The following is a 26,245-nucleotide window of genomic DNA, read 5'->3' on the forward strand; positions in this document are numbered from 1 at the left end:
GTCTTTTTGTTTTATTGGCCAAAGGAAATTAAGTTTAAGAATTTATTGTTCTCTGGATATAATGTCGATTCAATTTAATTAGTTGACGTGCGACATTAGGCATGTTAAGATTATCTTGAATTAAAGATAAATAATTTCGTAGTAATAATTTGAAACAGCACGCTCTATTTTAAAAGTTTCGGATGAAAATGACATTTGAAAATTGCCTATCAACCGTTAAATTTTTTTAATTGTATATCTTGATTTCGAGATAACTGATAGCAAAAATTTAAAGGAGAGAAGAATATGAACGAAATAAAAGGAATCCACCACGTCACTGCGATTACCAGCAGTGCGGAAAAGAACTATGAGTTCTTCACATATGTACTGGGCATGCGCCTGGTGAAGAAAACGGTCAACCAGGACGATATTCAGACCTATCATTTATTCTTTGCGGATGACAAAGGGTCTGCCGGCACGGACATGACATTCTTCGATTTCCCGGGCATTCCGAAAGGGACACACGGAACGAACGAAATCTACAAAACTGCTTTCCGTGTGCCAACAGATGAAGCATTAACTTACTGGATCAAGCGTTTCGATAAATACGAAGTGAAGCATAAAGGCATCCAGGAATTGTTCGGCAAGAAAACCTTGTCGTTTGTTGATTTTGATGACCAGCAATACATGCTGGTGTCGGACGAGCACAACGAAGGCGTTGCATCCGGCACGCCTTGGCAAAATGGCCCGGTGCCATTGGAATTCGCCATCACCGGCTTAGGCCCGATCCACGTGCGGATCGCTGAATTTGATTATTTGAAAGAAGTGCTGGAAAAAGCGATGCTGATGCGCGAAGTAACCAAAGAAGGATCGCTGCATTTGTTTGAAGTCGGCGAAGGCGGAAACGGTGCGCAAGTGATTGTCGAGCACAACGTGATTTTGCCAGCCGGCCGACAAGGCTTTGGCACCGTTCACCACGCAGCATTCCGCGTGGAAGATACGAACGTCTTGAAAGCGTGGATTGAGCGCATGGAAGGGTTTGGCTTCGGCACTTCCGGCTATGTGGATCGCTTCTTCTTTGAATCGTTATATGCACGAGTAGCACCAGGAATTCTATTCGAGTGGGCTACAGACGGTCCAGGCTTTATGGGCGATGAGCCTTACGAAACCGTAGGGGAAAAATTGTCGCTGCCGCCATTCTTGGAACCGAAACGCGAACAGATTGAAAAAATGGTACGTCCAATCGACACCGTGCGCAGTACGCGTACGTTCGAAAAAGAGTATTTGTGAGGAGAAGAAAACATATGGGTATATTTGATAAATTTTTTGGATCAAAACAACAGGAGGAAAAAACTATGACAAAACTAAACATCGGCATCATCTTGGGATCAACACGTGAAGGGCGCTTAAGCCCGCAAGTAGGGAACTGGGTCAAAGAATTGGCAGACAAGCGCGGTGACGCAAACTATACGATCATCGACATCGCCGATTACAAATTGCCGCTCTTAGGCGAAGAAGGCGGCGACGCATCAGGCGCAGCCGCTTGGTCTCAAGCAGTTGCAGCACAGGACGGATTCGTCTTCATCGTGCAGGAATACAACCACTCGATCACAGGATCTTTGAAAAACGCACTCGATTACCTGCGCGAAGAGTGGAACAACAAAGCAGCGGGCATCGTCTCGTACGGTTCGGTCGGCGGTGCGCGTGCGGCAGAGCATTTGCGCGGCATCCTGGGCGAATTGTCGGTAGCGGACGTCCGCGTCCACCCGGCATTGTCGCTGTTCACGGATTTTGAGAACGGTGCGGAATTGAAAGCCGCTCCAGTTCAAGCAGAATCGGTCAACCAGATGCTTGATCAGGTCATCCCTTGGTCTGCAGCGTTGAAAACAATCCGCTAATATAAAGCTTTTTGCAACACATAAAGCAGAAACCTATAAACAGACAAAAAAGAGATTGCCGGTTGGCATCTCTTTTTTTGTGTCCATTTTACTGTTGCATCTGAGGAATTCATGGCTTCAGGAATGGCCTTAGGCAAATAACGGTCTTTCACATTTTTTATTTGCATCCGTTTTAATTGGCTCCTCATCATATATAATAAGCAGTTAGAGGCTCCTTCAAAAGAACAAGCTCAAATTGCAGCATACACTTTATGAAAATCCGAAGCAGGCAATCGAAATAAAAGCTGAAAGAAGTGCACTGCTTAAAAACGATGCCAACAGTTTTCATTAAAAATATTCAACCAGTCCAGGAGGGTTTCAACATGTCCTATCTCTATTTGTCACTTGCCATCATAGGGGAATTAATCGGATCATCGTTATTAAAAGCTTCTGAAGGCTTTTCAAAGCTGTTCCCTACGATGGGCATGCTGGCAGCTTTTGTTTTTTCGTTTTTCTTTTTGTCATTGGCGCTAAAGACCATTCCCTTGAATGCCGCTTACGCAATCTGGTCGGGATTAGGAATGGTAGCTACAACGATCATATCCGTTCTGATCTGGAAAGAAAAAATAAACTTTGCTAGTGTAACTGGAATCATTCTCATCCTTATCGGAGTGGTAATTTTAAATCTATTCGGACCAGGCCATAACGAAACAACGGCCCATGACAAAGCTCCAGCTGCGAATGTTTTAAACGATCCTGCAGAATAAAGCCGCTGATAGAAACAAAAGTATGGAAAGAATGGATAAGTTAGTCGTAAAACTATACAAAGAATACGGCGAAACGTTTAGCAAAATTGAAGATGTTCACGAAAAGAAAGTCGTTTTTTGAGGCAATTGCGATGTACTAATGCTGCGGCAGCAGGGATATGCCGGATGCAACACGAACTGCAGATCGTGTTTACGAAAAAAATAAATGGATGCTGAAATTTTGACAAGAAAAAACCCGCTGCTTTTTAATAAAGCAGCGGGTTTTTTTCGTCCACATTCACAACGCTTTGTTGCTTTTTCAAACTTACCGAAAAATTTAAATACTTCTATGCCAGTATGGGCTTTTATTGATATACTAAAATTTGGTAAAAGAAACTAATACTAGAAATAAACCAGAAGGAGAAAAGAGGAGTCCCAATGAAAATAGTTTTTCAAGCTTTCCTTGCTTCAGCTGCTTTTCATGCTGTTTATTTTGTGATGACGTTTGCTGTGGACTATGCAAAGACCGTACTTTACCGGCCAAATATGGTGCGGGCATGGGAGAATACCGAAATGCTTCAGCAAGAAGTGGCGTTTGGTACGGCCGGTTCGCCTTTCGTCCATTTCAGCACATTCTTAGGGTTAGCTGTGATTTGCGGAATTTTTCTGTTTGCTTATCAAAAAACAACCGTTAAATCGAACCATCAAGAAATAAAGTAAGATAATCTAGAATGCATCAATTATAGATTAGGTCCACTGGTGCGGGATATGTAATTGTGCAGCCGAAGAAGCGGAAAGGAACTGACGTTATCGCCAGAAAGCAAAAACTACATTAATTATATTACTTTTTATTACACCAGTTTCTTATTAATGTTAAATATATACTATTTTTGCATAAATGAAGAACCAGGAGGTATACACTCCCTGAACGATATTTTTTGTCAGGGAGGAAGATATCAGATGAAAAAGTCACTTTTAAAATTCACAGCACCTGCATTGGCAATCGGATTAATGGCCACTGCTCAAGGCAGTGCATTGGCTGAAAATCCATTAGCTGATGCCAAGGCTAAAACTGAAGTGAAAGTGGAACAAAGCACCGTTTCGAAAAGCGGGGCAGATGTGATTCATCGACTAAATCCCATTGAAAAACGAATTTCTGCTGCCGCGTCCCAATTGACTGAAATCACATCGGATTTGGAAGAGGCAAAGACGTTAAGTTATAAAGAATATTTTGATTACCAAGAACAATTGAACGCCGTATTCGAGAAGCTGGGAGCCTCAACATACCAGCTGCAAGCAGTGGCTAAAGAACCCGATGAACATTCGGCCGCAGCAATGGCCATAAAATTCGAGTTAAACGCAGCATTTGAATCCGCGGTTAAAGCACAAAGCCTGTTGGAATCAGTGGATGTTAACGAAGAAGCTCCTGAAACAGAAGAACAAGCTGAAATATTTTCAAGCTTCTAAGATAAAACTGAATGCTGGCACATAGAAAGGAGTTGTCCCAAAAGTAATTTGGGACAACTCCTTTGCGACGAAGCTAGCGCAGCGATGCAGGAGCAATAGTATTAACCTACGCTTTATTTAGAAGCAAGGGGCTGTCCAATAAGTCTATTATTAGACTTATTGGACAGCCCCTTTTAAGCTGAATTTTTTCTTAGCCCGTCGGCTGCAACCGGGAACTTTCAGCGTCTACTACTATAACCATGTCATGAATTTCAATGAACTAAAAAAGCTCTTGAAACCTATAATTTTCCAACATATAATTAATCAACCACAAAAATTGGGGAACAAGGGGAGAAAAAGCATGGGGATCAATTTAAAGCCGAAAGACATAAGGACGGCGGATCATTTGATTGAAGCGATTCGCGAATTATGGACGGAACGGTCAATTAAAAGCTTGCGCGAATGGATAGCGGAAATAGAGACGGAAGACGATTTTTACCGGTTGATCCAGTTGGGGGACCAAGCGGATCTTTTTAAATACAGCAATATACTGGCAACCCAGGCCTATAAGCGGTTTGGCACACTTCGGTCATTTGGCTGGCATTGCGGCAGGCTCATGGAAACAGGCAAAAGCCTGGAAGCCGAAGAACGGATGCTCGGGCGGCTACAAGCGATTGGAAATGACAGTTACTCCCCTGATGAGTTGGCTTCAGCGCATCAATTGCTGCTGCGGGTTTTCAGCCAATTGAACCGGCTGCCGGAAGCCGAAGAACAGCTGGAAAAGATCAAGGATATAAAAGGGATGATCTGGCCGGACTTAGAAGCCTTTTACTATGTGCACAGCGGCGAATGGGAAAAAGCTGAAGGGCTATTGAAACAAGCGATGGAAGAAGAGGATTCGAAACGCCATCGTTTTGTGCGGCTGGGTTATGCCGATGTGCTGGCAATGACGGGCAGAAAAGCTGAATCGTTGGCCGTGTTGGAGGAAGGGGATGCGCAGGATCCTGAAGATTGGACATACCGGACAGAACTTGTCAGAAGCTATTTCCTTCTTGAGCGGTACGAAGACGCGATTCGCCAGATAACCGCAATCAATGAAAACAATCCGTTTCACGTGCACCGAAATTATTTTGTTTATTTGACAGCGGCTTGCCTGTATAAGCTGGAACAATGGGATGAATTGGAATCCTGGGTCACTGCCCATCAGGAAACGTTAAAAGGAACCATTTACGGCAAGAACCTTATCCGCAAAGATGAAAAAATAACAAAGCTTAACTTGACGCCGAAGGTCCAAAAAATGAATTATTGTGTGCCGGCTGCGCTGGCGCTTATATTGGAAGCTTTCGGCAAAGAAATCGGCCAGGACGAAATCGCTTCGCATATTTTTGATGTGACCGGCACGAAACTTTGCACTACCATGTCTTATATGGAGTCGCTCGGATTGGAAGCACGGTATTTCAAAGGCTCATTGGAAGTGTATAAGCAGTTTATAGACAATGGTCTTCCGGTCCTCCTCAGCATGATGGTCGAGAACAGCGCCCATGTCCAAACGGTCATCGGCTACGATGACCGTTTACAAGGCCTGATCATCCAAGATCCAAACGATATGGCGCCGTTTCTGCTGCCCTACTCGGAGTTGAAAGCAACTTATAAAATGTCCGATTCCCTCAGTATGGTTTTTCTGAAAGCGGAACAAAAGCACCTGTTGCCGCTGCTTGATGAAAACGAGCACCGCTTCTTTAGTGAGCTTTACAGATACTTGGATGAAGAAGAGGAATCAGAAGAAGAAAGCCCGGCTTTTATCGCTTTTTTGAATGCCCATATTGAAGAGCGTTATGCAGCTGTTATCGGACTGGCTTCACTGTTTTCAGAAGAAGCCAAAGCAATGCACGAACAGTGGCTGGAACGGCTGCAGAACGAGTTTGGGGAAACAGACGAAGAAGTGGCGCTTTTGGCTGCCCATATGCATTATTTGAAAGACCAGCTGCCGGAGGCGCTTGCCAGGCTAGTCCATGTTAACGGGAAAAAAAGTCCGTATGCCTTGTATTTAAAAGGCGCTATTTTCATGAAACAAGATGCTTACCAGCAAGCGATTCCGATGTTAAAGCAATCCATCGAAATGGACCATTACCAGCCGGCAGCGTATAGCCGCCTCGCCCGCTGCTATCTTGAGATTGGAAAGACCTATCAGGCCTATAAATGGTCGAAAATCGCCTTGGATCAGCTGCCGTCCGATATTCCCGTTCAAATCACCCATGGCTTGATCCAGTATGAAACCGGAGCTTACGAAAAAGCGCTGGAGCGTTTTCGGAAACTGGCTGAGGAAGAGCCTGACGATGAATTTTTTGTCTACCAAATGGGCTGCTGTCAGCAACAGCTCGGAAAAGATGGGGAGGCGATCAAGTCTTTTGAACAATCCATCCAGATGGATCCCAATCAGCCTTATCCTTATTTGAGGATAGCGGAGATCCATATGGATGCCGAAGCATGGCCAAGAGCTTTGAAAATCCTCGATAAAGGAATCGGAATGGTCGAAACGCCTGATGTACTGCATGTATACCGGGGACACGTTTCGATGGAGCAGCAAAAGTTCAATGCAGCGGAAACGGAATACCGGAAAGCGCTGGAACTTGATCCAAAGGATTTCTTCGCAGTGACGCATATCGCCCATGCATTGATCAAACAACAGCGGTTTATGGAAGCCAGTGAGTGGATGATGGCGCATGCCGACACAGAAGATACCAGCTATTTTATACGAACCGCTTCGATGCTTTGGGAAGAGTGGCCTGAATTCGCTGGGAAACAACAAGCCTTGTCTCTGCTTGAAAAAGGCTTGGAAAACCGGAACCGTGAAAGGTTCCACGCCCTGGCAGAAAAATATGCGGAATGCGGAGAAGAAGCTCTTTTCCGGACCCGGGTGCTGCAAAAAATCAAAGAAATCAGAAGCGCTGAATCAGATGCAATTGTGCTTTGCCTGGAAGGGCAGCTGCATGAACATGCCGAGAACCATCGCTATGCCCGCCGTTTGTATCAGCAAGCCATCGAAAAAGCGGAATACCCGCAAGCTTATTACCGGCTGGGGCTGTTGGAAGAAAACAGAGGCAAATTTGAAGAAGCCATTGTGAATTATATTCGCTGTACAGAGCTGGACCCGGCATTCACTGCTGCCCGCGGCGCCTTGATGCGCGCCTATATGGCTTTGGACAATCAGGCACACGCGTTTACGGCAGCCATGACTATTTTTGAAAATGATCCGTTGGAACTTGATTTCGAAGAATTTTTCTCGCTTGTTGATAGTGAAGAAGCTGTTCGAATCATCTCGAAAGCCCTAGTGAAAATCTCTGAGAAAGTGCCGGAAGAATGGCTGCTTTCTGCCAAAGCCCATTGTGCGGAAAAAGAAGGCCGATTAAAAGACGCAGACCGTCTTTTTGAACAAGCGAAATCAGTAAACGGAGCTTATACCTCTCATTTTGAGCATGTGGAGTTTTGCGAACGCAGAGGCAATTTTAAACGGGCTGCTGCTTTATTGGAAGACATGATGGTCGAATATCCAAATTTGAAAGGGCTATATGAGAAGTATGTCTTCATGCTCAGTAAAATCGGCAAAACGAACGAAATCGATAAAAGACTGAAACAAAAACTGTCCGGTGAAGAACTAGCCATCGCTAAAATGTATTGCGCCGATTATCTGGCACTTTGGTACGAAGATTTTGAGCAAGAAGAGCAAAAAGGCTTTATTTCAAAGTTCCGGCATAATACGCGGGCATTGCGCACCATCAGCCACATCATCTCTTTGTATGAAGAAGCGATCAAACGCCTACCGGACAACAATCGGCCGGTCATGCAGCTGGCTAGCCTCTACTTGTCGAGGGGAATGGCAAAAGAAGCTCTTGATGAACTAAAGCCTTTTGTCGAACGGACCGGCAATTACGAAGCGGCGGTGATGCAGATCCAAGCGAATCTTCAATTGGCGGAAGAAAAAGAGTCTTATAAGCTTGCCCGTGCAGCCGCTGTCCAGGCGCGAAAACTCCATGAGCAACAGCCGTTCGATGCCCGGGTTCTGCTGTTGAGAGGGGAAGCGCTGGCGGCAATAGACGAAACCGAGAAAGCGCTGGAGCAATATGAACATGTCACCCACCTTGAACCTTACAATGCGGAAGGCTATATTCACTTGATGCATCTTTTGGCTGACCGGCGCCCGAAAGAAGTGAAAGGATTTGAAAACCGTCTGCCGGAAGAGCTGAAAGACCATGAATGGATCCGGCTTTCCCTTGGGATGGTGTATATTGAAGCGAATGAAGGGAAAATGGCACGCGGCATTTTAAGTTCTTTAATCCAAGAAGAACCTGACTACTTGCCTGGCTATTATGAACTGGCCCGCAGTGAAATGCTGCTAGGCGATCAACAAGCGGCGAAAAATCATCTCCAGCATTTGTTCAGGATGGAAGAAGGGGCACATTACATCCACACAGCAGCTGAAGAACCGCTTTTCGAACCGATTCTCGATGAACTGGAAGCCTTAATCGGCGAGTATGCCTGATCGGAAATTCAAGGGAAGTCTTTTATAAATAAATGGGAAAGAGCAAGGGCCAGCATTTGCCGGCCCTTGCTCTTTTTGGCTGTCTGCCGGAAAAAGCGGATAATTTTGTTGGATGATGCAGTTTAAATCAGCCTTCCAGCTTCAATGCCGACATCAGTTCCTGCGGCGAATGGACGACGAATCTCGGGTTTTCTTTTTCGATCAATTCATAGCCGTCAAGTCCCCAGCTAACCCAGGCAAAAGGCACAGAAACTTTGTTGCAGGCGAGAATGTCCCGTACTTCGTCGCCGACGTACAATAATTGGTCGGCCGTCAGATTCTGCTGCTTCATAAATTTCCGGATGACGGTATCTTTGCCGAAAATCCGGCTTGAAGTCAATACTTGCGATACCGTGTCAATCCCTTCCTGCCGCAGAAACAACTCAATGTTCTCTTGCGCATTCGAAGAAATGATGACAATTTTATAACCGTTGCGCGCTAAAGCTTCCAGCATTTCCTTAATGCCGTCAAAAAGCGCTACTTCATTCATATGCGCTTTGAAATATTGGTAGACTTTCGGGAGGATTATCGGGATTTTGTGCATGGGAAATTCGTATTTCTTCGCCCGTTGCTGGATCGTTAAGTTTCTGGACGACACCAGATCTTCTTGAGTGACCGGCAAGTAGTTGAATTGTTTTGCAAATGTATTCCAAGCCTGCATGAAAAGCTGAGTCGAATCGGCTAAAGTTCCGTCAAAATCAAAAATAATGTATCTCATTTAATCTCCTCTTTTTCTTAATGTACTCTTTCTTGATCTCGGGAGAAAGCTATCAGAGCAGCTGTTGACATAGAGAGAAGAGAAAGAAGTTTCCTTTATGCACCATTCTATACTAATCTCGCCATTTTCTCACGCCTCGGAATCATACAAAACCGCCTAAATTTACATAATTCTGTTTTCTTTTTTTTGAAAAAAATTGATATACTCATTGAAAAGCATCCACAAGTGGCTTAAGGAGAGGGGAGCAGTTATGCAAAGAAGAGTTCGAAGTGCTGTTACGGATTTTCAACAAATACTGAAACAAGCCTTTGCAATCAATAATGTCCCTCTGCCATGGAGCAAAGCAATTGGAGCGGGATTCTGTTCCGCTTTCCCGATATTGGTGGGGCTATGGCTCGGCTATATCCAGTATGGATTCATTATGTCGCTTGGGGGTCTCGCTTTCCTCTATATGTTTAATGAACCTTATGTGCTGCGCGCAAAAAAAATCTTTTGCGTCGTGCTGGGATTGGCTTTTTCTGCCGGGCTCGGTACAGTGCTTTCAGCGAATCCCATTCTTTCGGCAGTAGCAGTGGGAATCATTGGGGCATCAGCTGTGTTTTTCTTTGGCGCGTACCAGTTTGCTGGGCCGTCAGCTTTGTTTTTTATTTTGGTTTTTTTAATCAATGCCAACACGGATACAGACCCGTCTCTTGCCATTCTTCATGCGACACTTGTAGTTGCAGGAGGGATTTTATCGTTCCTCTTCGCAATGGCAGGTTGGGTTATCGCACCATTGCGTGTGGAAACCGCTGCTGTAAAAGAAGAATACCGAAACTTGGCTTTATTGATGGACTCGTTGGATTCTTCAAGTTTCCTCGAAATCCGGCAAAAATCCTGGTTCTCGATTATAAAAGCAGAGAACATTTTGGCTGCAGGTTATGCACCTTGGCTGGAAACCCCACCATATTGGCGGCTGGCACTGCTTCATAAGCAAGCCAAGCTGATTTATTCCGAAATTGTGGAATACTCGAATGAAAACAAGCAGCGCTTACCTTTTAAGGCTATTGAAAGCATGCAGCTGATCGAATCCGCAATAGAAGACGGCCCCAATGAATCGGTTCCGGCTATAGCGCTCCAAGATGAAAAAAAATCAACGGGATTGGAAAGGCATATACGGCAGGCCTATGACCATGCAGCTGGCAATAAAGCAGCAGCGGATCGCCCATTCTTAAAAATACCGAAGACAAGCTTCAAAACACTGTTTTCGGGCACATTCAACAAAAATTCAATGATCTTTTTTACCGCGCTTCGCTTTGGCATCGTTCTAACAGCAGCAGCTTTAGCCGCGAATTTTTTTAATGATCTTACGTCTTATTGGATTCCTTTAACATGTGCCGCAGTAATGTCAGGGGCCACGATTCTTTCCACTTTTAACCGGGCCATCCAACGGACATGCGGCACCATCCTGGGCATAGTGATCGCTGTGCTGATCCTATCTTTAGAACCGGAAGGGCTTCTTATTGTGCTGGCCGTTTTCCTGCTGATGGTATTAGCTGAACTGGCAATGGTGTTGAATTATGCCGTTGCCGCCGTTTTCGTTACTCCCATCGCGTTAATACTAGCCGAAAGTACATCGGCCATCGGAACCATTTCATATTTCACTTCGGCCAGGTTGACCGATGTGCTTATCGGATCCGCTATTGGGTTGTTTGGCACTTTGCTGGTGGGAAGGCGCCATGCTTCCAGTTTGCTTCCGCGTCTAATGGCCAAAACTATCCGGAGCCAGCAGCGATTTACCAGTGCGTTGTTTTCCGTTCATAAGAAGAACAGCTTAGCAGAAAATACAATTGAGCAGCGGAAAATGCAGACAAACTTGACCAATTTGAGGTTGGTTTTTAGCACGGCACAAGGCGAACTCTCCAGCAATAGACAAGCGCTGGAATCTTTGCAGCCGGTTTTTTTCGGCCTTGAGCAATTGAGTTTTTTGTTAGCGAAAGCAGCTAAAGACAAAGATCGGCTTCCGTTGGCTGATGCCCAGTTGGCCCAGCTCCTTCTTGTTTTCGAAATGATGGCCAATGCAGCAGAGAAAACTTGGCATTTTTCCGAACTCGATGTTCCGCATATTCCAAAGTACCGAGACATCGAAAGAGAAATTAGAGATTTGCAATATGCTTTCAAGACCAGTCAACTTTCTGCCATTAACTAAAATAAAAGAAAAAACCGATTTCGAATCGGCTGAAAAGCTATTAATGAAGGTTAAACCGAATACCCCCTAGATTCTTAACAGACAGGAGGAGTACGATGGATTCAACGAAATTAGTCAGTATAATTGTTCCCGTATACAACGCGGAAAATTATTTGCATAAAAGCATCGACAGCTTGCTCAATCAAACCTACCCAACCATTGAATTGATTCTCGTCAATGATGGATCCATTGACAGCAGTGGGGAGATTTGCGAAAGTTATGCGAAAAAAGACATGCGAGTGAAAGTGATTCATCAGCCGAATGCAGGGCCATCAGCCGCGCGGAACCGGGGAATGAAGGAAGCTAGCGGAGAGTTTCTCCAGCTTGCGGACTCAGACGACTACATCGATCACCGGATGACAGAGCGGCTGGTTCAGGCTATTGCAAGCGAAAGCCAGCTCGCCCTATGCGGCTATCAAAAGATTTTGACGCGAGGAAATCGCATCATCAAATCGGAAGTCTTTCGCATGCCGCGGAACGGCACATTTTCAAACGAGCAGTTCTTGAAGAATTTTGGGGAACTGTATCAGCATTACTATATCCATTTCATTTGGAACAAGTTGTATGACGCACACCTGATCAAAGAATCCGGCCTTGCCTTCGATACGGAAGTTAGCTGGGGAGAAGATTTACTGTTTAACCTGCGCTATATCGAAAAATGCCAGAACATCAGCCTCATTCCTGATGCCCTCTACTATTACATCGATTCTAACGCCAGTTCGATCACCAGCCAGTTTCGTCCAAACTTATACGACAATATGCAATTGATGCAAGGAGCCGTAAGGGAGTTTCTCCAAAGAAACCATGCCTATACCGGAAAAAATAAAGTGCTGTTTGAAAATTTCTATACGTCTCGGGTCCTGACTTGTTTCTGGAATTTGTTCCATCCGAACAGCACGCTGACACCGGAATCAACGAAACAGCATATAGGCGAAATCATCCGGAATGAATGGCTCCATGAGCGAGCTTGTTATTACCAAGCGGGCAATCTGGAGAAAAAACTGATCGGCTCCATGATTAAGCGCCAATCGGCCGGATGGCTGTACCGTTATTACGCACTTAAGAGCTATGTGAAGAAAAAAAGCAGGCCGAAAGAGAAAAAGTGGGTTTGACAGCAACGTGCAGTGATTTGGTTTAACTGCCGGTTTCCAGGGAAAATGCGGCGGGAGTTCCCGTTATCCGAGGTATCGGCATAGGCAACGGTACCGATTAAAAATGATATGCCACCCGATCAGCAAATAGGGTGGCAGCACAAATGAAAAATCCCGTCCCACAAGACAAATGTCTAAGGGCGGGATTTTTTCCATTCAGCTGAAATTGGCGAATATCGGCTCGGCTGTTATTGTCATTGCCGCTGAAGAAATGGAGGACCCAGAGAATTTAAAACAAAATACAGAATAATGGCCATTGCGGTATCCGCATCTCAAAAGAATAAGCTTGTTATGAGATGGATGATTCCGATGATTCCATACATAATGGCACTCACAATCAAAACTCCAGCCAGGAAATAGCCAAATAATTTCATCAGATCGAATAAGGCACCGGCCAAGTCATCGATGAATTTAAGCATATGAACCCTCCAGTCGCATAATGTTAGGTACATCAAAAACCAACATTCTTAAATGCCACGCACATAAATGTTTTTTAAGGAACGATATGAAGTTCTGTTGCTTCATATTATCAGATTCAAGGAAATTAATTAACCGTGACTGAGAAAATAAGTCGAACGAAGAAGAGGATAACAAGAAAAACGGGAGAAGGTAGTGGAAGAGGTCTTAGAAACTATGCCGATTTTAAGCGGCTGATGTTATTGCGGGTTTTTAGTTTATTTGGGTTTTTGTTTCCTTAAATACATCATTACATAAGTGTTTAACAAAAATATCAAAAAAAGCAGACAACAAAAAAACTCATGCTGTTCATGAAGTAACCGGTTTTTGCAATGCCCTATAGCTTTTTCAGGGAAATAATATAAAGTTTTCAAAGGGAAGCTCAACAAACAAAAACCAATTAAAACAAAGCAGCTTTCAGCGGATTTTAACTTTCTTTTAAACCGGCTTAATCGCTGCTTCTGATTCCAATTTGCTATAACAAGCAGTTGTCCGCCGCACGGGAGGACCAGGAGAAAATGTTCTCCAACAAGATTTTCGTCATTCGTTTATTGCCATCACTTCATCCGGGAATTCAATATCCGCCAGCCAATGATCGATGACGCGGTTGAACAACTTGGGTTTCGCGAGTGAAATGCCGTGGCCGATTTCCGGAAACATAAGGGCTCTGCAGTTGGGATTGCTTCTCCTGATTTCCTTCGTCGATTCTTTCATGATGCTTCGTTCTTTCTCGCCTACCGTGACCAGTATGTCTGCCGAAGCCAGCTTGAAGTTGCTGGGCAGCGTGAACGACATGTTTTCTTTCAGCAAGACAGCCAAATCCTGTTTCCTAAGGCGGGAACTGTCCCGGTAGTAGGTTTCAAAGTAAGGTTCTTCTATGTACAATGACTTTGCTTGAAGCCTGGAGAATGCTTTGCTTTTGGCCAGGGGCTGAAAGAAAGCGGAAGTTTGGATCAATGCACCGGTGAACGGCCATGATTTAACCAACGCGCTGTTGACCATGGCATAATCCACTAAATCCGGCTTTTTGCCAAGAACGGCCAATAAGATTTGGGCCCCCAATGAAAACCCGATGGCGATGACCGGCTTGTTTTGCCGCTTTTCTTCTATTAAAGCAATGATATGATCGGCACTTGCATGGATGGAAAATGGAGACGCGTTCTCCAAGATATCCAATTCCGGTACTACTACATGATAGCTGCTGAAATGGCGGACTTGCCTGTCCCACATCCAGCCGCCGACTCCACCGCCGTGGATAAAAATCATTAACGGTGCATGTTGATTTCCATACTCCTTATAAGATAACTTCATTGTCCGGCCTCTTTTCTTTCACAACATTTATCCTTGCTTTACTTACATACGTTTCCAGCGGATAGAAAGTTTCATTTTAAGCATGACAATCCTGTGCCAATCGATAAAGTTTGACGCGCGAAAATGGATTGTTATATAGTTCGAAGAGTAAAGACCAATGGGTATCCGCGGCATATGCTTGCAAACTGCTAAAAAAGGAGAAGTTCACATGACACAAAAAACGATTTACTTTTTATGCACCGGCAATTCATGCCGCAGCCAAATGGCGGAAGGCTGGGCAAAAGAATATTTAGGGAAAGAGTGGAAAGTCTATAGCGCCGGCATTGAAGCGCACGGCTTGAATCCGAAAGCGGTAAAAGCGATGGCAGAAATCGGTATCGATATTGCTGGACAGACTTCAGACTTGATCGATCCGGAAATTTTGAATAACGCGGATCTGGTCATCACGCTTTGCGGAGATGCGGCAGATAAATGCCCGACAACACCGCCTCACGTTAAACGCGACCATTGGGGCTTTGAAGATCCGGCAAAAGCCGAAGGTACGGAAGAAGAAAAATGGCAAGTGTTTCAGCAAGTGCGTGACGATATTGGCAGGCGCATCAAGACCTTCTCGGAAGACGGACATTAATATATGCACTGGGAATGTTCCGGTAATAAAACACAAGCTGAAAGCTGTCCTCTGGACGGCTTTTTTGCGTTCAACCTGCTAGAATAAAAGAGTTGAGGAGATTTGACCTAGAATTCTTCTCTGACGAAAAAGGATAAAAGATAGGGAGGTATCGTTGTGTACAAAACGGCAAACAGCATTCATTACCTGGCATTACTGGAAGATACCAACAGTAAGGATTTTAACCAACTGATTGAACGTGCCATGAGTGTTTACGAAGACTTTAATTTTGCGGATAAGATAGAAATCATCGTCTTTTTTACCGAACGGAAATATTTCACTGAATACATAAAAAATGAATATGGGATCGAAGACGAATACAGCAAAGAAGGCCGTGCGATTCACTATCCGCATGGGTTGAAGAGCATCATCGGCGTGGAAGCGATCAAAGGATTGACTGAAATGCTCCTGACCCATGAATTGGGGCACGCCATCGAGCATCATAAGTTGAAAAGCGATATCACGAATTATGAAGGCTGGAAGGAACGCCGGGGTTATCGGCTCTGGTCGGAGTTCTTCTGCCAAGCCCATGCTTCGATGACCCAGCGGACACCGGAAGGCAATGACCTGTACCTCACCAATTTTCCGATGTTTTTGGAGAATAAGGGCTTGTTCTTTGACGACAAGCACATCCAACAGACCTTTCTTTACATGATTTATTCCATGGCGGATTTGCACCCCTACACATTGGAGAAAAACACCCAAGCCATCTCCTATTACCTGGACCGCTTCGAACAGGATTCGTCTCCCGAATTCATGACTGTCTATGAAACGCTCTACATGGAGCTGAACAGCTACTTATTGCGGAACGGCATATTTTACAACGCCACGCACGAATACAGCTTTTTTGAACGGCTGGAGCAATACGAACAGGAACTCACCAACTTCTTTGCAGAAAACAACCAATGAGAGCCTTTAGGGGCTCTTTTCTTTTTGGAAAATTATAGGGAGGATGGGTAGGCGATGGTATTTCGGGTATAGGATAAGAAAGCCGTCATTGAAAAGAGGTGTGGATCCCTACCAGGAAATTCAATGGAAATGGAGACAGTGGATATGAATAAAACAGCGACAGGCGTTAACTTTCTAAACCTATCAGACGAGTCAGTGGATTTTCAGGAAATGATTCTGGATGCGGAGCGGTGTTACCCGACGTTCAACTTCCGGCACAAAGTGGAAACCATCCTGTTCTATACGGAACGAAGTGATTTTGGCCGGTACATCTGGAAGGCATACGGCATGCCGGACAGGCGCAGCGGAGCGGAGAAATCGGCGCATTACCCGCTTGGCGACAAAAGCGTCATCGGTGTTGAAGTTTATGGCGGATTGACCAAAAGCCTGCTGACGTATGAGATGGGACATGCAGTGGAGCATTACCGCCTGCAGACGGATTTCGAGAAGTACGGGGAATGGAAAGACCGGGACGGCTATTTCTTCTGGTCGGAATTTTTCTGCCAGGCGCATGCCTCCTTCGAACGGAAAAAGAGTATTCATGAAAATGACATCTACTTGAATGAATTGCCGTTTTATTTGGAGGCAAGGGATGAAATTTCCAAGGGAGAAAACATCCGCCACGTTTATCTTGCTTTGATTCGAAGCATGAGCGATTTATTCTATTATGTCGACAAGAGCGACGAAGATGCCATTCACTTGTTTTTGGAGCGGTTTGAGCGGATGACCGATGAACCGTTCATGGAACTGTACGACGAATTGTTCAATTACCTGATGGATTATTTCAAGAAGTACGGCAAGGACTACAGCAAGCTGCACAACTACAAGTTCTTCGAAATCCTTGAAGATTACAAAGAGGAATTCACGGATTATTTCCTCAAGCATCAGCTTTAAGAGCCCATAGCGGCTCTTTTTTATATGTGTTGACTTACTATAAAGGAAAAGCAATCTGCCGTGTAATGAACGATAAATGGAAATACCGCCGTTTTTTGGCATGTGAAGGCGCAGCTTGGGTGGAGTACAAAGCGACCGTATTCAAAGGGGAAGTTGACATGCATAGCGAACTGTTGCAAATGATGAAGTTTTCGTTCAATTTCGACAACTCCATTGACACAGTTTAAATGGATTAATATACTGTTTTATAACAACTTATAAAAAATATGGGATTGAAAGGGGAAAAGAATATGTTTGCTGCTTTGACACCTCTCGACTGGAAACGCCGTGCCATTAAATACTACCCTGAGAAAATCGCGGTGATTGACGAAGACAAGAGCTTTACATACCAAGAATTCGGCAAGCGCACCGATCGCCTGGCCATCGCCCTACATAATGCCGGAATCCAAAAAGGCGATCACGTCGCGGTTATGCTGCCCAATACGCATTATATGCTCGAATGCTTTTACGGCATCTGCCAATTAGGCGCGGTCATGGTGCCGCTCAATTACCGCTTAACGGCAAAAGACTTGGAGTACATCATTAACCACAGTGATGCCAAGACGCTCATTGTGGATGCCGAGTTCGGGAAAATTATTGAAGACATCCAGGACAAGTTGCCGATAGACAAATACATCGTTGTCGAAGTGTCGGGATGCACCTCCACTATCAAAGGTGTGACGTATGAGGGCTTTATCGAGGAAGTGCCGGAAGATGCACACGTACCTGAAGTTGATATCGATGAAAACCAGATGCTGACACTCAATTACACAAGCGGCACCACGTCCAATCCGAAAGGCGTCATGCTGACGCACCGCAGCAACTACTTGAATGCCGCCAACTTCCTGCACCATTTGAATGTCGTCCATGACGATGTGTACCTGCACACCTTGCCGATGTTCCATGCGAACGGCTGGGGCGGTGTGTGGGCCATCACTGCGGCTGGCGCGACGCATGTCTGTCTGCGGAAAGTCGATCCGCCGCTCATTCTGGATTTGTTCGAACAGCTGAAGATCTCCATTCTTTGCGGGGCTCCGACCGTCGTCAATATGCTCGTCAACGATCCGAAAGCGAAACACGTAGAGATTACCACCAAACTGCGCATGGCGACAGCCGGAGCTCCACCCGCTGCGGCATTGATCGGCAAAGCGCAAGAAATACTCGGTCTTAACATGATTCATGTTTACGGGCTGACGGAAACGTCTCCGTTCATTTTGTACAACGAATGGAAAAAGGAATTCGAATCGAAATCGCCGGAAGAGCAAGCGACGATCAAAGCGCGCCAAGGCATCGAACTGGCTTTTAACGGGGAGACGAAAGTGGTCAACCAGGAAGATGGCCAGGAAGTCGCCTGGAACGGCAAAGAGCTTGGCGAAATCGTCACTCGCGGCAACGTCGTCATGAGCGGTTATTACAAAGATCCGGAGAAAACGGCGGAAGCGATCCGCGACGGCTGGTTTTACACGGGCGATCTTGCCGTGACTTATCCGGATGGCTATATCGAAATCCAGGACCGCATCAAGGACATGATCATTTCCGGCGGCGAAAACATCTCTTCGACAGAAATCGAAGGCGTGTTGTACAAGCATCCGGACGTCATGGAAGTTGCCGTCATCGCGGTGCCGGATGAGAAATGGGGCGAAGTGCCAAAAGCGATCATCGTGCTCCAGCCGGGTTCCCAGGTGACGGAACAAGACATCATCAACTACACGCGTGAGAAGATGGCGCATTTCAAAGCGCCGAAGTCGATTGATTTTGTGGAAGCGCTGCCGAAAACCGCCACCGGGAAACTGCAGAAATTCCGTTTGCGTGAGATGTACTGGAACAGTGCCAAAAAAGTGAATTAATCAGTTGGCCCGGAGCTTTTGCAGTTCCGGGTTTTTTGTGATGTGAAAAAGGGTTGATGGGCTTTGTAAATTTAGCGCAAAAAAATAAGGGGGATGGCAATCGAATCAGGGCATAAAGCCATAAAGCGCAACGGCCGGTACTGGAGTCTTACAGGCTCCAGTTTTTGATGTGTGCCTCCAGTAGTTGGGATACACAGTTTGCCATAGGCTATTGTATGGTTCAATGAAGCATGAAAGAATAAGCGTAAAATATTTGGTGCTTGCTTTGAAAATCAGCAGGTGTTTTGTTTTTATCTTTGTATAATAAGATATGCCGAAAAATATGCGATATTCTTTGGGCATAGCCGGAAAGGAGAAGCGAATCAATGTCAGTAAAAGATTTTTTCAGTGTGTTATGGAATTTTTTATCAAACCCAATTGTTTTAGTAGTGATGATGGCTTTATTTTTGATGGTGACATTCGTCATCTTCCTCTTTAAAACCGAAACCTATTACAATAATCTGCTGAGCTTTCGTAAGGGATTCTATCTTTTCTTCGTCAGTTTACTCTGTATTTTGTTGATTGATCAAACGATTGCGGTTTCCGATTGGCAGCTGCTTTTACAATTAGCGGGTGCGGCAATTTTTCTGGATTTGGCATTGTTCCAAACTCCAGATATCACTAAGATTTGGAATGCGGAATTCAAACAAGGAGAATACACATTGAAAACCTTAAGTGAGAACAAACGCATTCTTCGGAACAACACAACTAAGGTGCTGGCATTCCACAATGTAGTGGCGTATACAGACAACCACTTGGTCTCCATGAACCCTCCGCAGAATTGGGCGGAGTACCAAGAGCGATTGCGGACTTATTTTTCTGAGTACACCGACCAGATGCAGTTGCAAGTTCATCTTCGCGAAGTGGACACAACCGCTGATGACGATGAACTAAAAAGATCGATGAATCAAAGCCTGACAGACATCATCCGTTATCACGGCATGCTGTCTGTAGATGTCGAACAGCAAGAACAGTGGATAACGCGATTGGAGGATGGGCATGAAGTGGAAATCACTAGTGATCTGGGCGAGACCATTGTGGTCATGCCTTACTTTGGGTACCATTACAACTTTCTCTTATCCGTTGTAGGCAAAGGGGAAATTAAGGCAAATGGCGTGGATGCTTCGCATTTAATGAACATGGCATACATATTAGATTGGTGGCTTCCGTAAGAATCTGATATACTAAGAGCAAAGGAGGGAACGTTTATGCCGAAAGTAGCTCAAAGCCATTCAAGAGGAACTACTGGTAAAAGCAGTTCTCGCTTATCAGGTGGACGTGTAGGTATCGCAGCTAAAAGACTGGCTCCAGGTGGAAAACGAGCAGTCGTATCAGCTCATTCGATGTTTTCGCTCGTCGAAGATATGGAAGAGTCAAACGAAAAAGCCATTCGGAAGATTGGTCGAAGCAAAGGCTTTTAAGTCAAATGGAGTCCCTATCCGGGGCTCCATTTTTTGTGATATAGAGACAACCAATTGCCTTTGCATGAAGGTTGCATGGATGAAACCGCAATAAAAAAGCGTTGCGAAATGTGAAACAAATTAAGAATTGCTCGGGCACCTCAGAAATGGTGTAGAATCGGAGTGAAGAGACAATTCATTAAAGAGAAAAAGGAGAATGCGCTTGTGAATGACACATCCAGTATTCAAATGATTGCAGCTGTAGCGATATTCGGATTGATGGTCGCTGTCCCGTTGATTATGGTTTTTATGGTATACAAATTCGGCAAACGAAGCGGCAAGCAATAAGAAACTGATTGCGATTATTCAAATGATTACGGTGAAGCAACAAATCCGAATCGGACGAACAAGAGACAGAAGCAAAAAAGGCTTCTGTCTTTTATTTGGGGTAAATGATGTGTGGGACAGTATTTTAGCGTTTGCCGACAGTAAATCGTTGCTTGGAGACAGTATTTCGCTGGAACGGACAGTAAATTTAATTCTGCGGACAGTATTTTGAGAAAAGTCGCTGCTTCACGAGCAGGATGGGCTTCTATTGGTGAAGTGGGCAGTTTGTTGAGTGGAACGGAACGTATTTAAACACGAAAGGGAAGGAAATCTAATAAACAGCAGGCAATTTACTCGAAGGTGGCACCTTTCCTTTGGAGATAGCCGATCAGCGGTCTTTGTCGTCGCCTTGGTCCGGGTCTTCGGCATGCACTTCTTGCTCTTCATGAAAAACCACTCCGGTTTGGCCGGTGATTTCGTCAAAAGGCGTATAAAAAGGCGTGACGGATTTTTTCTTCACGAATACTTTATAAAGGGCGATCACCACCAGCACGATAATCATGACTGGAAAGCCAAGGGACATTAATGCCATAGGATTCATGGGAACTCCTCCTTTATCCGATTGGAATTTGATGTTGTTTGATAATAAGGTACAGCTCTTGCCGCTTAGATGCAAATACAGAATATGCTTTTCATACTATCTGCCGAATTTATCAAAAGAGCAAAAAAATATTATAAAAGCATAAAATTATGATGATTAAATAAATTTTCTTATAAATCAAAGCCATTTCAGCAATTAACCATTTAGCCATAGCTGATGAGAGATAAACCTATCCTTTAATAAAGAAGGCCCATCGCTTCAATCAGGTGATTCCGCTATTGCGGAGTCATCTTTTTATATCCTTTGTTTATGTGTCATTTAGGCAGTGATTAAAGGATTTTTCAAAAGAATAGCGAATAGAATCACGCATGTGTCGATAATGCGGTCTTATAAAAGAGAGGCGGATGAACATGAGAAAAATGATCAGTGTCCGAACCGCTTGCAACGTCATTCTATTTATCAATGTGCTGTCCATTGTCATGCATGTCTTGATCCTCGTGAAAATACTCCCTGCAAGTTTTGTATGGGGCGGCAGGCTCGAAAACGAATCGCAGATCCTGGCGTTTGAAATCATCTCGATTTTTGTGCAAGTGGTTTTTATGTTCATCATTGCTTTAAAAGCCGGTTATATTCTCAAAGGGCGGTTCACGAAAAGCGTCCAGGTCGGCATTTGGCTGCTGTTTGGAATTATGGTGCTCAATACCGCAGGCAACTTGGTGTCCAATTCCACTTTCGAGATGATGGTGATGACGCCGATAACGGGCATGCTGGCAGTGTTGCTGTTCAGGTTGGGGATGGACAATAACCTCAAAGCAATCGAACCTGAATTGGAATGAAAAAGACCATTAAAAACCGGAGATGTGGATCCCTGGTTTTTAATGGCCATTTTATGTATTGGCGGATGCTTCTTTATTCGCTGTCCGGTATTTGTGCGGCGTCTGTCCGGTCGCTTTCTTAAAAGCTTGCTGGAAATGCGTTTCGCTTTTATAGCCGGTGCGGCGGGCGATTTGTTGGATATTCAAGGCTGAATGGACCAATAAATGCTGTGAAGCACGGATGCGGCATTGAATGGCGTACTGGATCGGGCTGATGCCCGTACATTCTTTGAAGATATGGGCCAAGTAGTATTTGCTTAAGCCGACTTCTGTGGAGATGTGTTCCAAAGTCAGCGACGTGTGCACATTTTCTTCGATAAAGCGCTTGGCGATCCGTACATGCTGCCGGTGGTCACTTTCTGCCGTGAATGGCGGGGCAAGGGAGCGGTTCAAGACACTCAGGAACAATCCCAGCAAATGCCCGACCGTCTGCCGTTTATTGGCATAGGAGCTGCTGTTTTCTTCCAGGATCTGCGTTAGAACCGATTGCAGGCGTTCAAACTCCGTCGTTTGATGCACAGGAGACGCCTGGAGCGCTCTGATTTGGTTTGTGCCACAGCCTTCGATTAGATTCCCGGAGCAGCTGAGGTACAGGCAAACAAAGGACTGGCCGCTCACAGAGGCTTCCGCATGCCAATCACCGGCATTGATGAGCATGATTGCGCCTGCACCGGCGGTATAAGCTTTCTGGTTAAGGGCAAAGCGGCATTGGCCTTCCAAGACCAGCATGATTTCACAGGCTTCCGGATGGACATGGAGCGGTTTCAAGTGGCGATTGCCGACTGAATGCCGGATTTCGCCTGCTGAATGAAAGAAGAAGGGAGGATCGGTCAGATTTGCATGCATAGCTCCAACTCATTTCTATAAAGGGTATATCATCCATTATAACAAGAATTAATATAAAATATTGTAAAATCCGGGTGAATTCCAGATTTTCGTAAAGTTAAAAACAAGAATCGATAGGTTTATGAAAGGCGGAATCAGGTGGAATTTTAGGAAAGTTTAGGGGAAACTATAGAAAATCCTTAAAAACGGACCTATAATGGCGGTACAACCAGTTCTGTCAGAAGCAAGGAAAATCCAGGAAAAGAAAGGAAGAGCGCAATGACAAAAGATTTTTGGATCAATTTGCCGGTAAAAGACCTGAACAAATCGAAGGAATTTTTCAAGGCATTGGGGTTTACCATTAATGAGCGGTTTTCAGACAGTGAGCAAATGGCCGGTATTGTCATCGGGGAGCATAATTCCATGATTATGTTATTTCCAGAAGCGACATTGCAGACGTTTGCAGGACACGAATTGACAGATACATCAAAAAGTATCGAAGTATTGTTGTCCATATCAGCGGATTCCCGCGAAGAAGTCCATGAGATGTGCCAACAAGCAGTTCAAGCAGGTGGAACAGTGTTCAGTGAGCCTGGAGAATCGAACGGTTTTTACGGAGCGGGATTCAGCGATTTGGATGGACATCGGTGGAATTTGCTGATTATGTAAAGACAGCTCGGACTGAACTTGAATGAGACCGATTCCGCAAACTTAAGAATGACGGATGAATATTTTAATGTTAGCTAAGAGATTTTAACAACGTCTAAGTAAATTCATTGAAACAAAACCGATTCAAGAATCCTTTAAAAAAATCTCATGCCATATATCAAAATACAGTCAGCCAAAACTAACAACAGCGTAAAACGCAGCTAACGAGCTGAAAAGCGAAAAAGCCGGAAAATGCTCGAAATCAGCCAAAAAATCGGTTTTGTCTCACTGTCTTAAGTATACTTACTAAATGAGACACTACTTCCGATAATTTATATTATGTCAACTTAAATATTTTTTAAGAAAAAGAGGCTTTTTTTACCGGCCTCTCCTGCTTCCTGAATTCATCTTCATCATCAACCAAACCGGTTATTCGCTTTTTCGTTTCCGTGTCATGCCTATTGCAAATTTTTCAAAGCCCATCGTCTCGTAGTACGGCTCCAGGCTCTCGCTGCACATCAGTTGCGGAATGATCCGGTGGCGATCGCATTGTTCAATCAGCTGGTCCATGAGCTTACGGCCAATGCCGATTCCTTGATGGTTTGGTGAAACGCCGAGCCCGCAAATAATTCCAGTAATCACGCCATCTGATAAGATCCGCCCCATTCCGACTAATCGATCGCCGTGATACGCATAACTGACAAACCAGCTTTGCTGACACATTCCTTCCAAGTCATCTGCCGTCAATCCGAGTGCATCCCATGCCAACTCCCGGTAAAGCTGAAAAACGGCTCTAAAATCGGCTGGCGGTTCTTCTGTGATTCGTATGCCATTTGGTGAACTCATTGAATTTCATCCCCTATCTTTTAAAGTTAAGGTAATCTGCAGTTCCTTCCAAATATGTGAAACGGGACGACATCATCATTTAAGGAATAGTTGCCTGTCTTTCGAGATTTTAACCATCCCGTATGCCATTCAATTCATTTTAAATGGAGGTTATTTCAATGACGACGGCACATCAAACCATCTTCAATCCACGAAATGGCCAAAAAATGATTTTCCGCACAACGGCTCAGGATACCAACGGCGCATACTTAGAGATTAAAACGTTTAATCCGCCATCGGACGAAAAAGAGCCGGAACATGTCCATCCGAGACAAGAAAGTTCTGTAGAAGTGCTTTCCGGTACTTTGCATTTTTCAATTGGAGGGCGGAATCACCTTGTCGGCCCGGGAGAAAAAGTGACGATTCCGCCTGGAGTCCCCCACTTTTTCTGGAATGAGGGCCCGCAGGAAGTTCACTCGATTCAACGCTTCAGACCAGCTTTGACAATTGATCATTTTTTTAAAACTTATTTCGCTTTAGCTCATGCTCAGAAGCTTAATAGCCAAGGGCTGCCGCCTTTATTGATATTGTCCCGCCTGGCACTCAGGTACCAGAACGATATCCGGATTACAAAACCGCCCTGGCCGATTCAGAAATTCCTTTTCTTATTAATGGCTCCTGTAAGCAAACTATTGATCCGTTCTAAAAGAATTAAATGACTTCTTATAGGCTGTTGAAGCACTCAGTGAAAAACTGAGTGCTTCTATGGCCTACGAACCCAACTCGAGGTCCCAGCGCTCTTCAAGCAACTCGTCTTCTGTCCAATCGTTATTCGCTTTTTGCTCGGTCAAAGTAAAACCGTATTTGCTGTAGAGATGCCGCGCAGTTTCGAGAATGTTGACGGTCCATAGAAAAATATGCCGGTATTGCTGTGTGCGGCAAAATGCCAATGCGGTGTCCATCAACTTGTGGCCGATGCCAAGCCCTTGGAAACGTTCATCGAGCACAAACCATCTTAACTGGGCCGTATCCTTACTGGATCGAGTGATGGCGATTGACCCAGCAATTTCTCCGTCGACTTCCGCAATCCACAGTTCTCCGCCCGATGGATCCATCATAAACTCTGCAAGGCCTTTCATGACATAGTATTCAAAGAGGGCGCCGAATTGATACGTCTTGCTGTACAACGCGCCGTGCAAATAAGACACATAGCCAAGTTCACCCGGTTGATACGGCCGGATAATGACACGAGGCACTTCCGCTTGCTCGAAGTTCAGCAAAGACTCGACGGTTCTCATGGCAGAAGTCAAACGGTCCACTTGCTGTGCATTGAGTGCATCAATCATTTTGCCGACTTCCCTGTTAGCATCGTCTACCAATCCTCGATGAACTTTTTCTCCGTATTCGGTTAAATGAATCAAAAATTGCCGTTTGTCTGTGGATGCTTGTTTTTTGGAAATGATGTTTTCTTCTTGGAACTTCTGGATCATGCGGCTCATATAACCGCGGTCGATGCCCAATTTTTCGCGTATGTCGGTCGCAGTTGCATGTTGTTTTCCATATAGTTCGGCAATGACCCGAACTTCGCTTAAAGGATATGGCTTTCCGTAAATGCGCTGATCGATTTTCCCTAACATATTGGCATAATGCCGGTTAAATCTACGGATCTCTTCTGTATGGGTGCGCTCTGTCATTCTAAAACCCCTTAAATTTTCAGAATTTTTTTAATTAAATAAAGAGTAATCCAACTAGTTGACTTTGTCAACTAGTTTTTGATCACAATAAAACCATCCAGCCGGCTGCACTGGATGGCGGTAAAA

General features: G+C 44.8%; 27 protein-coding genes. 20 read left to right on the forward strand and 7 right to left on the reverse strand.

Annotated features, from left to right (window positions below; all coding sequences use genetic code 11):
* The first annotated feature begins 285 nt into the window (after nt 1–285).
* From QWY16_RS09875 to QWY16_RS09905, 7 genes are all read left to right on the forward strand, one after another.
* Nucleotides 286–1,269: a ring-cleaving dioxygenase gene (locus QWY16_RS09875; RefSeq protein WP_300989002.1), complete on the forward strand. Its 984-nt coding sequence runs from the start codon at nt 286–288 to the stop codon at nt 1,267–1,269.
* 14 nt (nt 1,270–1,283) lie between these two features.
* Complete coding sequence (locus tag QWY16_RS09880; protein ID WP_436837137.1) at nt 1,284–1,877, forward strand: NADPH-dependent FMN reductase; 594 nt, start codon at nt 1,284–1,286, stop codon at nt 1,875–1,877.
* Nucleotides 1,878–2,239: 362 nt separating this feature from the next.
* On the forward strand, nt 2,240–2,623 hold the full coding sequence (locus QWY16_RS09885; protein WP_300989004.1) for a DMT family transporter: 384 nt from the start codon (nt 2,240–2,242) through the stop codon (nt 2,621–2,623).
* A gap of 205 nt (nt 2,624–2,828) precedes the next feature.
* Nucleotides 2,829–3,002: a hypothetical protein gene (locus QWY16_RS09890; RefSeq protein ID WP_300989005.1), complete on the forward strand. Its 174-nt coding sequence runs from the start codon at nt 2,829–2,831 to the stop codon at nt 3,000–3,002.
* Between the two features lie 38 nt (nt 3,003–3,040).
* Nucleotides 3,041–3,322, forward strand: a complete 282-nt coding sequence (locus tag QWY16_RS09895; protein WP_300989006.1) for a hypothetical protein — start codon at nt 3,041–3,043, stop codon at nt 3,320–3,322.
* 240 nt (nt 3,323–3,562) lie between these two features.
* Entirely contained in the window at nt 3,563–4,069 is a 507-nt protein-coding gene (locus QWY16_RS09900) for a hypothetical protein (RefSeq protein ID WP_300989008.1), read from the forward strand.
* Between the two features lie 340 nt (nt 4,070–4,409).
* Nucleotides 4,410–8,588, forward strand: coding sequence for a tetratricopeptide repeat protein (locus QWY16_RS09905; RefSeq protein ID WP_300989010.1), 4,179 nt, complete (start codon nt 4,410–4,412; stop codon nt 8,586–8,588).
* A gap of 127 nt (nt 8,589–8,715) precedes the next feature.
* On the opposite strand, the gene QWY16_RS09910 is transcribed toward QWY16_RS09905, so the two are convergent.
* Nucleotides 8,716–9,345: an HAD-IA family hydrolase gene (locus QWY16_RS09910; protein ID WP_300989012.1), complete on the reverse strand. Its 630-nt coding sequence runs from the start codon at nt 9,343–9,345 to the stop codon at nt 8,716–8,718.
* Between the two features lie 250 nt (nt 9,346–9,595).
* Here QWY16_RS09910 and QWY16_RS09915 point away from each other — a divergent pair, with 250 nt between their 5' ends.
* Both QWY16_RS09915 and QWY16_RS09920 read left to right on the forward strand, forming a co-directional pair.
* Nucleotides 9,596–11,533 carry an FUSC family protein gene (locus QWY16_RS09915; RefSeq protein WP_300989014.1) on the forward strand — a complete coding sequence of 646 codons (1,938 nt, stop codon included), beginning with the start codon at nt 9,596–9,598 and terminating at the stop codon, nt 11,531–11,533.
* A gap of 95 nt (nt 11,534–11,628) precedes the next feature.
* Entirely contained in the window at nt 11,629–12,684 is a 1,056-nt protein-coding gene (locus tag QWY16_RS09920; RefSeq protein ID WP_300989016.1) for a glycosyltransferase, read from the forward strand.
* Between the two features lie 311 nt (nt 12,685–12,995).
* Here the strand turns inward: QWY16_RS09920 and QWY16_RS09925 are convergent, their stop codons facing one another.
* Both QWY16_RS09925 and QWY16_RS09930 read right to left on the reverse strand, forming a co-directional pair.
* Nucleotides 12,996–13,142, reverse strand: coding sequence for a hypothetical protein (locus QWY16_RS09925; protein ID WP_300989018.1), 147 nt, complete (start codon nt 13,140–13,142; stop codon nt 12,996–12,998).
* A 577-nt stretch (nt 13,143–13,719) separates the two neighbouring features.
* Nucleotides 13,720–14,490 (reverse strand): alpha/beta fold hydrolase, encoded by a 771-nt coding sequence (locus tag QWY16_RS09930; protein WP_300989020.1) that lies wholly within the window; start codon nt 14,488–14,490, stop codon nt 13,720–13,722.
* A 208-nt stretch (nt 14,491–14,698) separates the two neighbouring features.
* On the opposite strand from QWY16_RS09930, the gene arsC reads away from it, so the two are divergent.
* The 8 genes from arsC to QWY16_RS09970 all read left to right on the forward strand — a co-directional run bounded on the left by arsC (nt 14,699) and on the right by QWY16_RS09970 (nt 20,672).
* Nucleotides 14,699–15,118, forward strand: a complete 420-nt coding sequence (gene arsC, locus QWY16_RS09935; protein WP_300989022.1) for an arsenate reductase (thioredoxin) — start codon at nt 14,699–14,701, stop codon at nt 15,116–15,118.
* A gap of 156 nt (nt 15,119–15,274) precedes the next feature.
* Nucleotides 15,275–16,066, forward strand: coding sequence for a hypothetical protein (locus QWY16_RS09940; protein WP_300989024.1), 792 nt, complete (start codon nt 15,275–15,277; stop codon nt 16,064–16,066).
* 144 nt (nt 16,067–16,210) lie between these two features.
* Nucleotides 16,211–16,999: a hypothetical protein gene (locus QWY16_RS09945; RefSeq protein ID WP_300989026.1), complete on the forward strand. Its 789-nt coding sequence runs from the start codon at nt 16,211–16,213 to the stop codon at nt 16,997–16,999.
* A 65-nt stretch (nt 17,000–17,064) separates the two neighbouring features.
* A complete protein-coding gene (locus QWY16_RS09950; protein WP_300989028.1) occupies nt 17,065–17,226 on the forward strand; it encodes a hypothetical protein in 162 nt (53 codons plus the stop codon).
* A gap of 63 nt (nt 17,227–17,289) precedes the next feature.
* A complete protein-coding gene (locus QWY16_RS09955) occupies nt 17,290–18,885 on the forward strand; it encodes a long-chain-fatty-acid--CoA ligase (RefSeq protein ID WP_300989029.1) in 1,596 nt (531 codons plus the stop codon).
* Nucleotides 18,886–19,250: 365 nt separating this feature from the next.
* Nucleotides 19,251–20,096, forward strand: a complete 846-nt coding sequence (locus QWY16_RS09960) for a type II toxin-antitoxin system SpoIISA family toxin (protein ID WP_300989031.1) — start codon at nt 19,251–19,253, stop codon at nt 20,094–20,096.
* Nucleotides 20,097–20,132: 36 nt separating this feature from the next.
* Nucleotides 20,133–20,345, forward strand: a complete 213-nt coding sequence (locus QWY16_RS09965; RefSeq protein ID WP_300989033.1) for a hypothetical protein — start codon at nt 20,133–20,135, stop codon at nt 20,343–20,345.
* A gap of 204 nt (nt 20,346–20,549) precedes the next feature.
* On the forward strand, nt 20,550–20,672 hold the full coding sequence (locus QWY16_RS09970) for a hypothetical protein (protein ID WP_300989035.1): 123 nt from the start codon (nt 20,550–20,552) through the stop codon (nt 20,670–20,672).
* A 367-nt stretch (nt 20,673–21,039) separates the two neighbouring features.
* On the opposite strand, the gene QWY16_RS09975 is transcribed toward QWY16_RS09970, so the two are convergent.
* On the reverse strand, nt 21,040–21,252 hold the full coding sequence (locus QWY16_RS09975) for a DUF3951 domain-containing protein (protein ID WP_300989037.1): 213 nt from the start codon (nt 21,250–21,252) through the stop codon (nt 21,040–21,042).
* Nucleotides 21,253–21,662: 410 nt separating this feature from the next.
* Between QWY16_RS09975 and QWY16_RS09980 the strand changes: the two genes are divergently transcribed.
* On the forward strand, nt 21,663–22,088 hold the full coding sequence (locus QWY16_RS09980) for a hypothetical protein (RefSeq protein ID WP_300989039.1): 426 nt from the start codon (nt 21,663–21,665) through the stop codon (nt 22,086–22,088).
* 51 nt (nt 22,089–22,139) lie between these two features.
* Here QWY16_RS09980 and QWY16_RS09985 read toward each other — a convergent pair whose 3' ends face one another.
* Nucleotides 22,140–22,973, reverse strand: coding sequence for an AraC family transcriptional regulator (locus QWY16_RS09985; RefSeq protein WP_300989041.1), 834 nt, complete (start codon nt 22,971–22,973; stop codon nt 22,140–22,142).
* Between the two features lie 258 nt (nt 22,974–23,231).
* Between QWY16_RS09985 and QWY16_RS09990 the strand changes: the two genes are divergently transcribed.
* On the forward strand, nt 23,232–23,621 hold the full coding sequence (locus tag QWY16_RS09990; RefSeq protein ID WP_300989043.1) for a VOC family protein: 390 nt from the start codon (nt 23,232–23,234) through the stop codon (nt 23,619–23,621).
* 408 nt (nt 23,622–24,029) lie between these two features.
* Here the strand turns inward: QWY16_RS09990 and QWY16_RS09995 are convergent, their stop codons facing one another.
* The gene (locus QWY16_RS09995) at nt 24,030–24,446 is read right to left on the reverse strand and encodes a GNAT family N-acetyltransferase (RefSeq protein WP_300989045.1); all 417 of its coding nucleotides are present in this window, start codon (nt 24,444–24,446) and stop codon (nt 24,030–24,032) included.
* Nucleotides 24,447–24,604: 158 nt separating this feature from the next.
* Here QWY16_RS09995 and QWY16_RS10000 point away from each other — a divergent pair, with 158 nt between their 5' ends.
* Entirely contained in the window at nt 24,605–25,144 is a 540-nt protein-coding gene (locus tag QWY16_RS10000; protein WP_300989047.1) for a cupin domain-containing protein, read from the forward strand.
* A gap of 51 nt (nt 25,145–25,195) precedes the next feature.
* Here QWY16_RS10000 and QWY16_RS10005 read toward each other — a convergent pair whose 3' ends face one another.
* A complete protein-coding gene (locus QWY16_RS10005; RefSeq protein WP_300989048.1) occupies nt 25,196–26,119 on the reverse strand; it encodes a bifunctional helix-turn-helix transcriptional regulator/GNAT family N-acetyltransferase in 924 nt (307 codons plus the stop codon).
* Nucleotides 26,120–26,245 lie beyond the last annotated feature (126 nt).

Source organism: Planococcus shenhongbingii (assembly GCF_030413635.1).
Lineage (GTDB): Bacteria > Bacillota > Bacilli > Bacillales_A > Planococcaceae > Planococcus > Planococcus shenhongbingii.

What these genes read in the sequence shown, in the direction of transcription:
- QWY16_RS09975 (WP_300989037.1), bottom strand. Translation starts at nt 21,252, where the DNA reads ATGAATCCTATGGCATTAATGTCCCTTGGCTTTCCAGTCATGATTATC.
- QWY16_RS09875 (WP_300989002.1), top strand. Translation starts at nt 286, where the DNA reads ATGAACGAAATAAAAGGAATCCACCACGTCACTGCGATTACCAGCAGT.
- QWY16_RS09880 (WP_436837137.1), top strand. Translation starts at nt 1,284, where the DNA reads ATGGGTATATTTGATAAATTTTTTGGATCAAAACAACAGGAGGAAAAA.
- QWY16_RS09890 (WP_300989005.1), top strand. Translation starts at nt 2,829, where the DNA reads ATGGATGCTGAAATTTTGACAAGAAAAAACCCGCTGCTTTTTAATAAA.
- QWY16_RS09950 (WP_300989028.1), top strand. Translation starts at nt 17,065, where the DNA reads ATGAACGATAAATGGAAATACCGCCGTTTTTTGGCATGTGAAGGCGCA.
- QWY16_RS09900 (WP_300989008.1), top strand. Translation starts at nt 3,563, where the DNA reads ATGAAAAAGTCACTTTTAAAATTCACAGCACCTGCATTGGCAATCGGA.
- QWY16_RS10005 (WP_300989048.1), bottom strand. Translation starts at nt 26,119, where the DNA reads ATGACAGAGCGCACCCATACAGAAGAGATCCGTAGATTTAACCGGCAT.
- arsC (WP_300989022.1), top strand. Translation starts at nt 14,699, where the DNA reads ATGACACAAAAAACGATTTACTTTTTATGCACCGGCAATTCATGCCGC.
- QWY16_RS09945 (WP_300989026.1), top strand. Translation starts at nt 16,211, where the DNA reads ATGAATAAAACAGCGACAGGCGTTAACTTTCTAAACCTATCAGACGAG.
- QWY16_RS09960 (WP_300989031.1), top strand. Translation starts at nt 19,251, where the DNA reads ATGTCAGTAAAAGATTTTTTCAGTGTGTTATGGAATTTTTTATCAAAC.
- QWY16_RS09930 (WP_300989020.1), bottom strand. Translation starts at nt 14,490, where the DNA reads ATGAAGTTATCTTATAAGGAGTATGGAAATCAACATGCACCGTTAATG.
- QWY16_RS09915 (WP_300989014.1), top strand. Translation starts at nt 9,596, where the DNA reads ATGCAAAGAAGAGTTCGAAGTGCTGTTACGGATTTTCAACAAATACTG.
- QWY16_RS09985 (WP_300989041.1), bottom strand. Translation starts at nt 22,973, where the DNA reads ATGCATGCAAATCTGACCGATCCTCCCTTCTTCTTTCATTCAGCAGGC.
- QWY16_RS09955 (WP_300989029.1), top strand. Translation starts at nt 17,290, where the DNA reads ATGTTTGCTGCTTTGACACCTCTCGACTGGAAACGCCGTGCCATTAAA.
- QWY16_RS09990 (WP_300989043.1), top strand. Translation starts at nt 23,232, where the DNA reads ATGACAAAAGATTTTTGGATCAATTTGCCGGTAAAAGACCTGAACAAA.
- QWY16_RS09920 (WP_300989016.1), top strand. Translation starts at nt 11,629, where the DNA reads ATGGATTCAACGAAATTAGTCAGTATAATTGTTCCCGTATACAACGCG.
- QWY16_RS09910 (WP_300989012.1), bottom strand. Translation starts at nt 9,345, where the DNA reads ATGAGATACATTATTTTTGATTTTGACGGAACTTTAGCCGATTCGACT.
- QWY16_RS09980 (WP_300989039.1), top strand. Translation starts at nt 21,663, where the DNA reads ATGAGAAAAATGATCAGTGTCCGAACCGCTTGCAACGTCATTCTATTT.
- QWY16_RS09995 (WP_300989045.1), bottom strand. Translation starts at nt 24,446, where the DNA reads ATGAGTTCACCAAATGGCATACGAATCACAGAAGAACCGCCAGCCGAT.
- QWY16_RS09965 (WP_300989033.1), top strand. Translation starts at nt 20,133, where the DNA reads ATGCCGAAAGTAGCTCAAAGCCATTCAAGAGGAACTACTGGTAAAAGC.
- QWY16_RS10000 (WP_300989047.1), top strand. Translation starts at nt 24,605, where the DNA reads ATGACGACGGCACATCAAACCATCTTCAATCCACGAAATGGCCAAAAA.
- QWY16_RS09905 (WP_300989010.1), top strand. Translation starts at nt 4,410, where the DNA reads ATGGGGATCAATTTAAAGCCGAAAGACATAAGGACGGCGGATCATTTG.
- QWY16_RS09885 (WP_300989004.1), top strand. Translation starts at nt 2,240, where the DNA reads ATGTCCTATCTCTATTTGTCACTTGCCATCATAGGGGAATTAATCGGA.
- QWY16_RS09895 (WP_300989006.1), top strand. Translation starts at nt 3,041, where the DNA reads ATGAAAATAGTTTTTCAAGCTTTCCTTGCTTCAGCTGCTTTTCATGCT.
- QWY16_RS09925 (WP_300989018.1), bottom strand. Translation starts at nt 13,142, where the DNA reads ATGCTTAAATTCATCGATGACTTGGCCGGTGCCTTATTCGATCTGATG.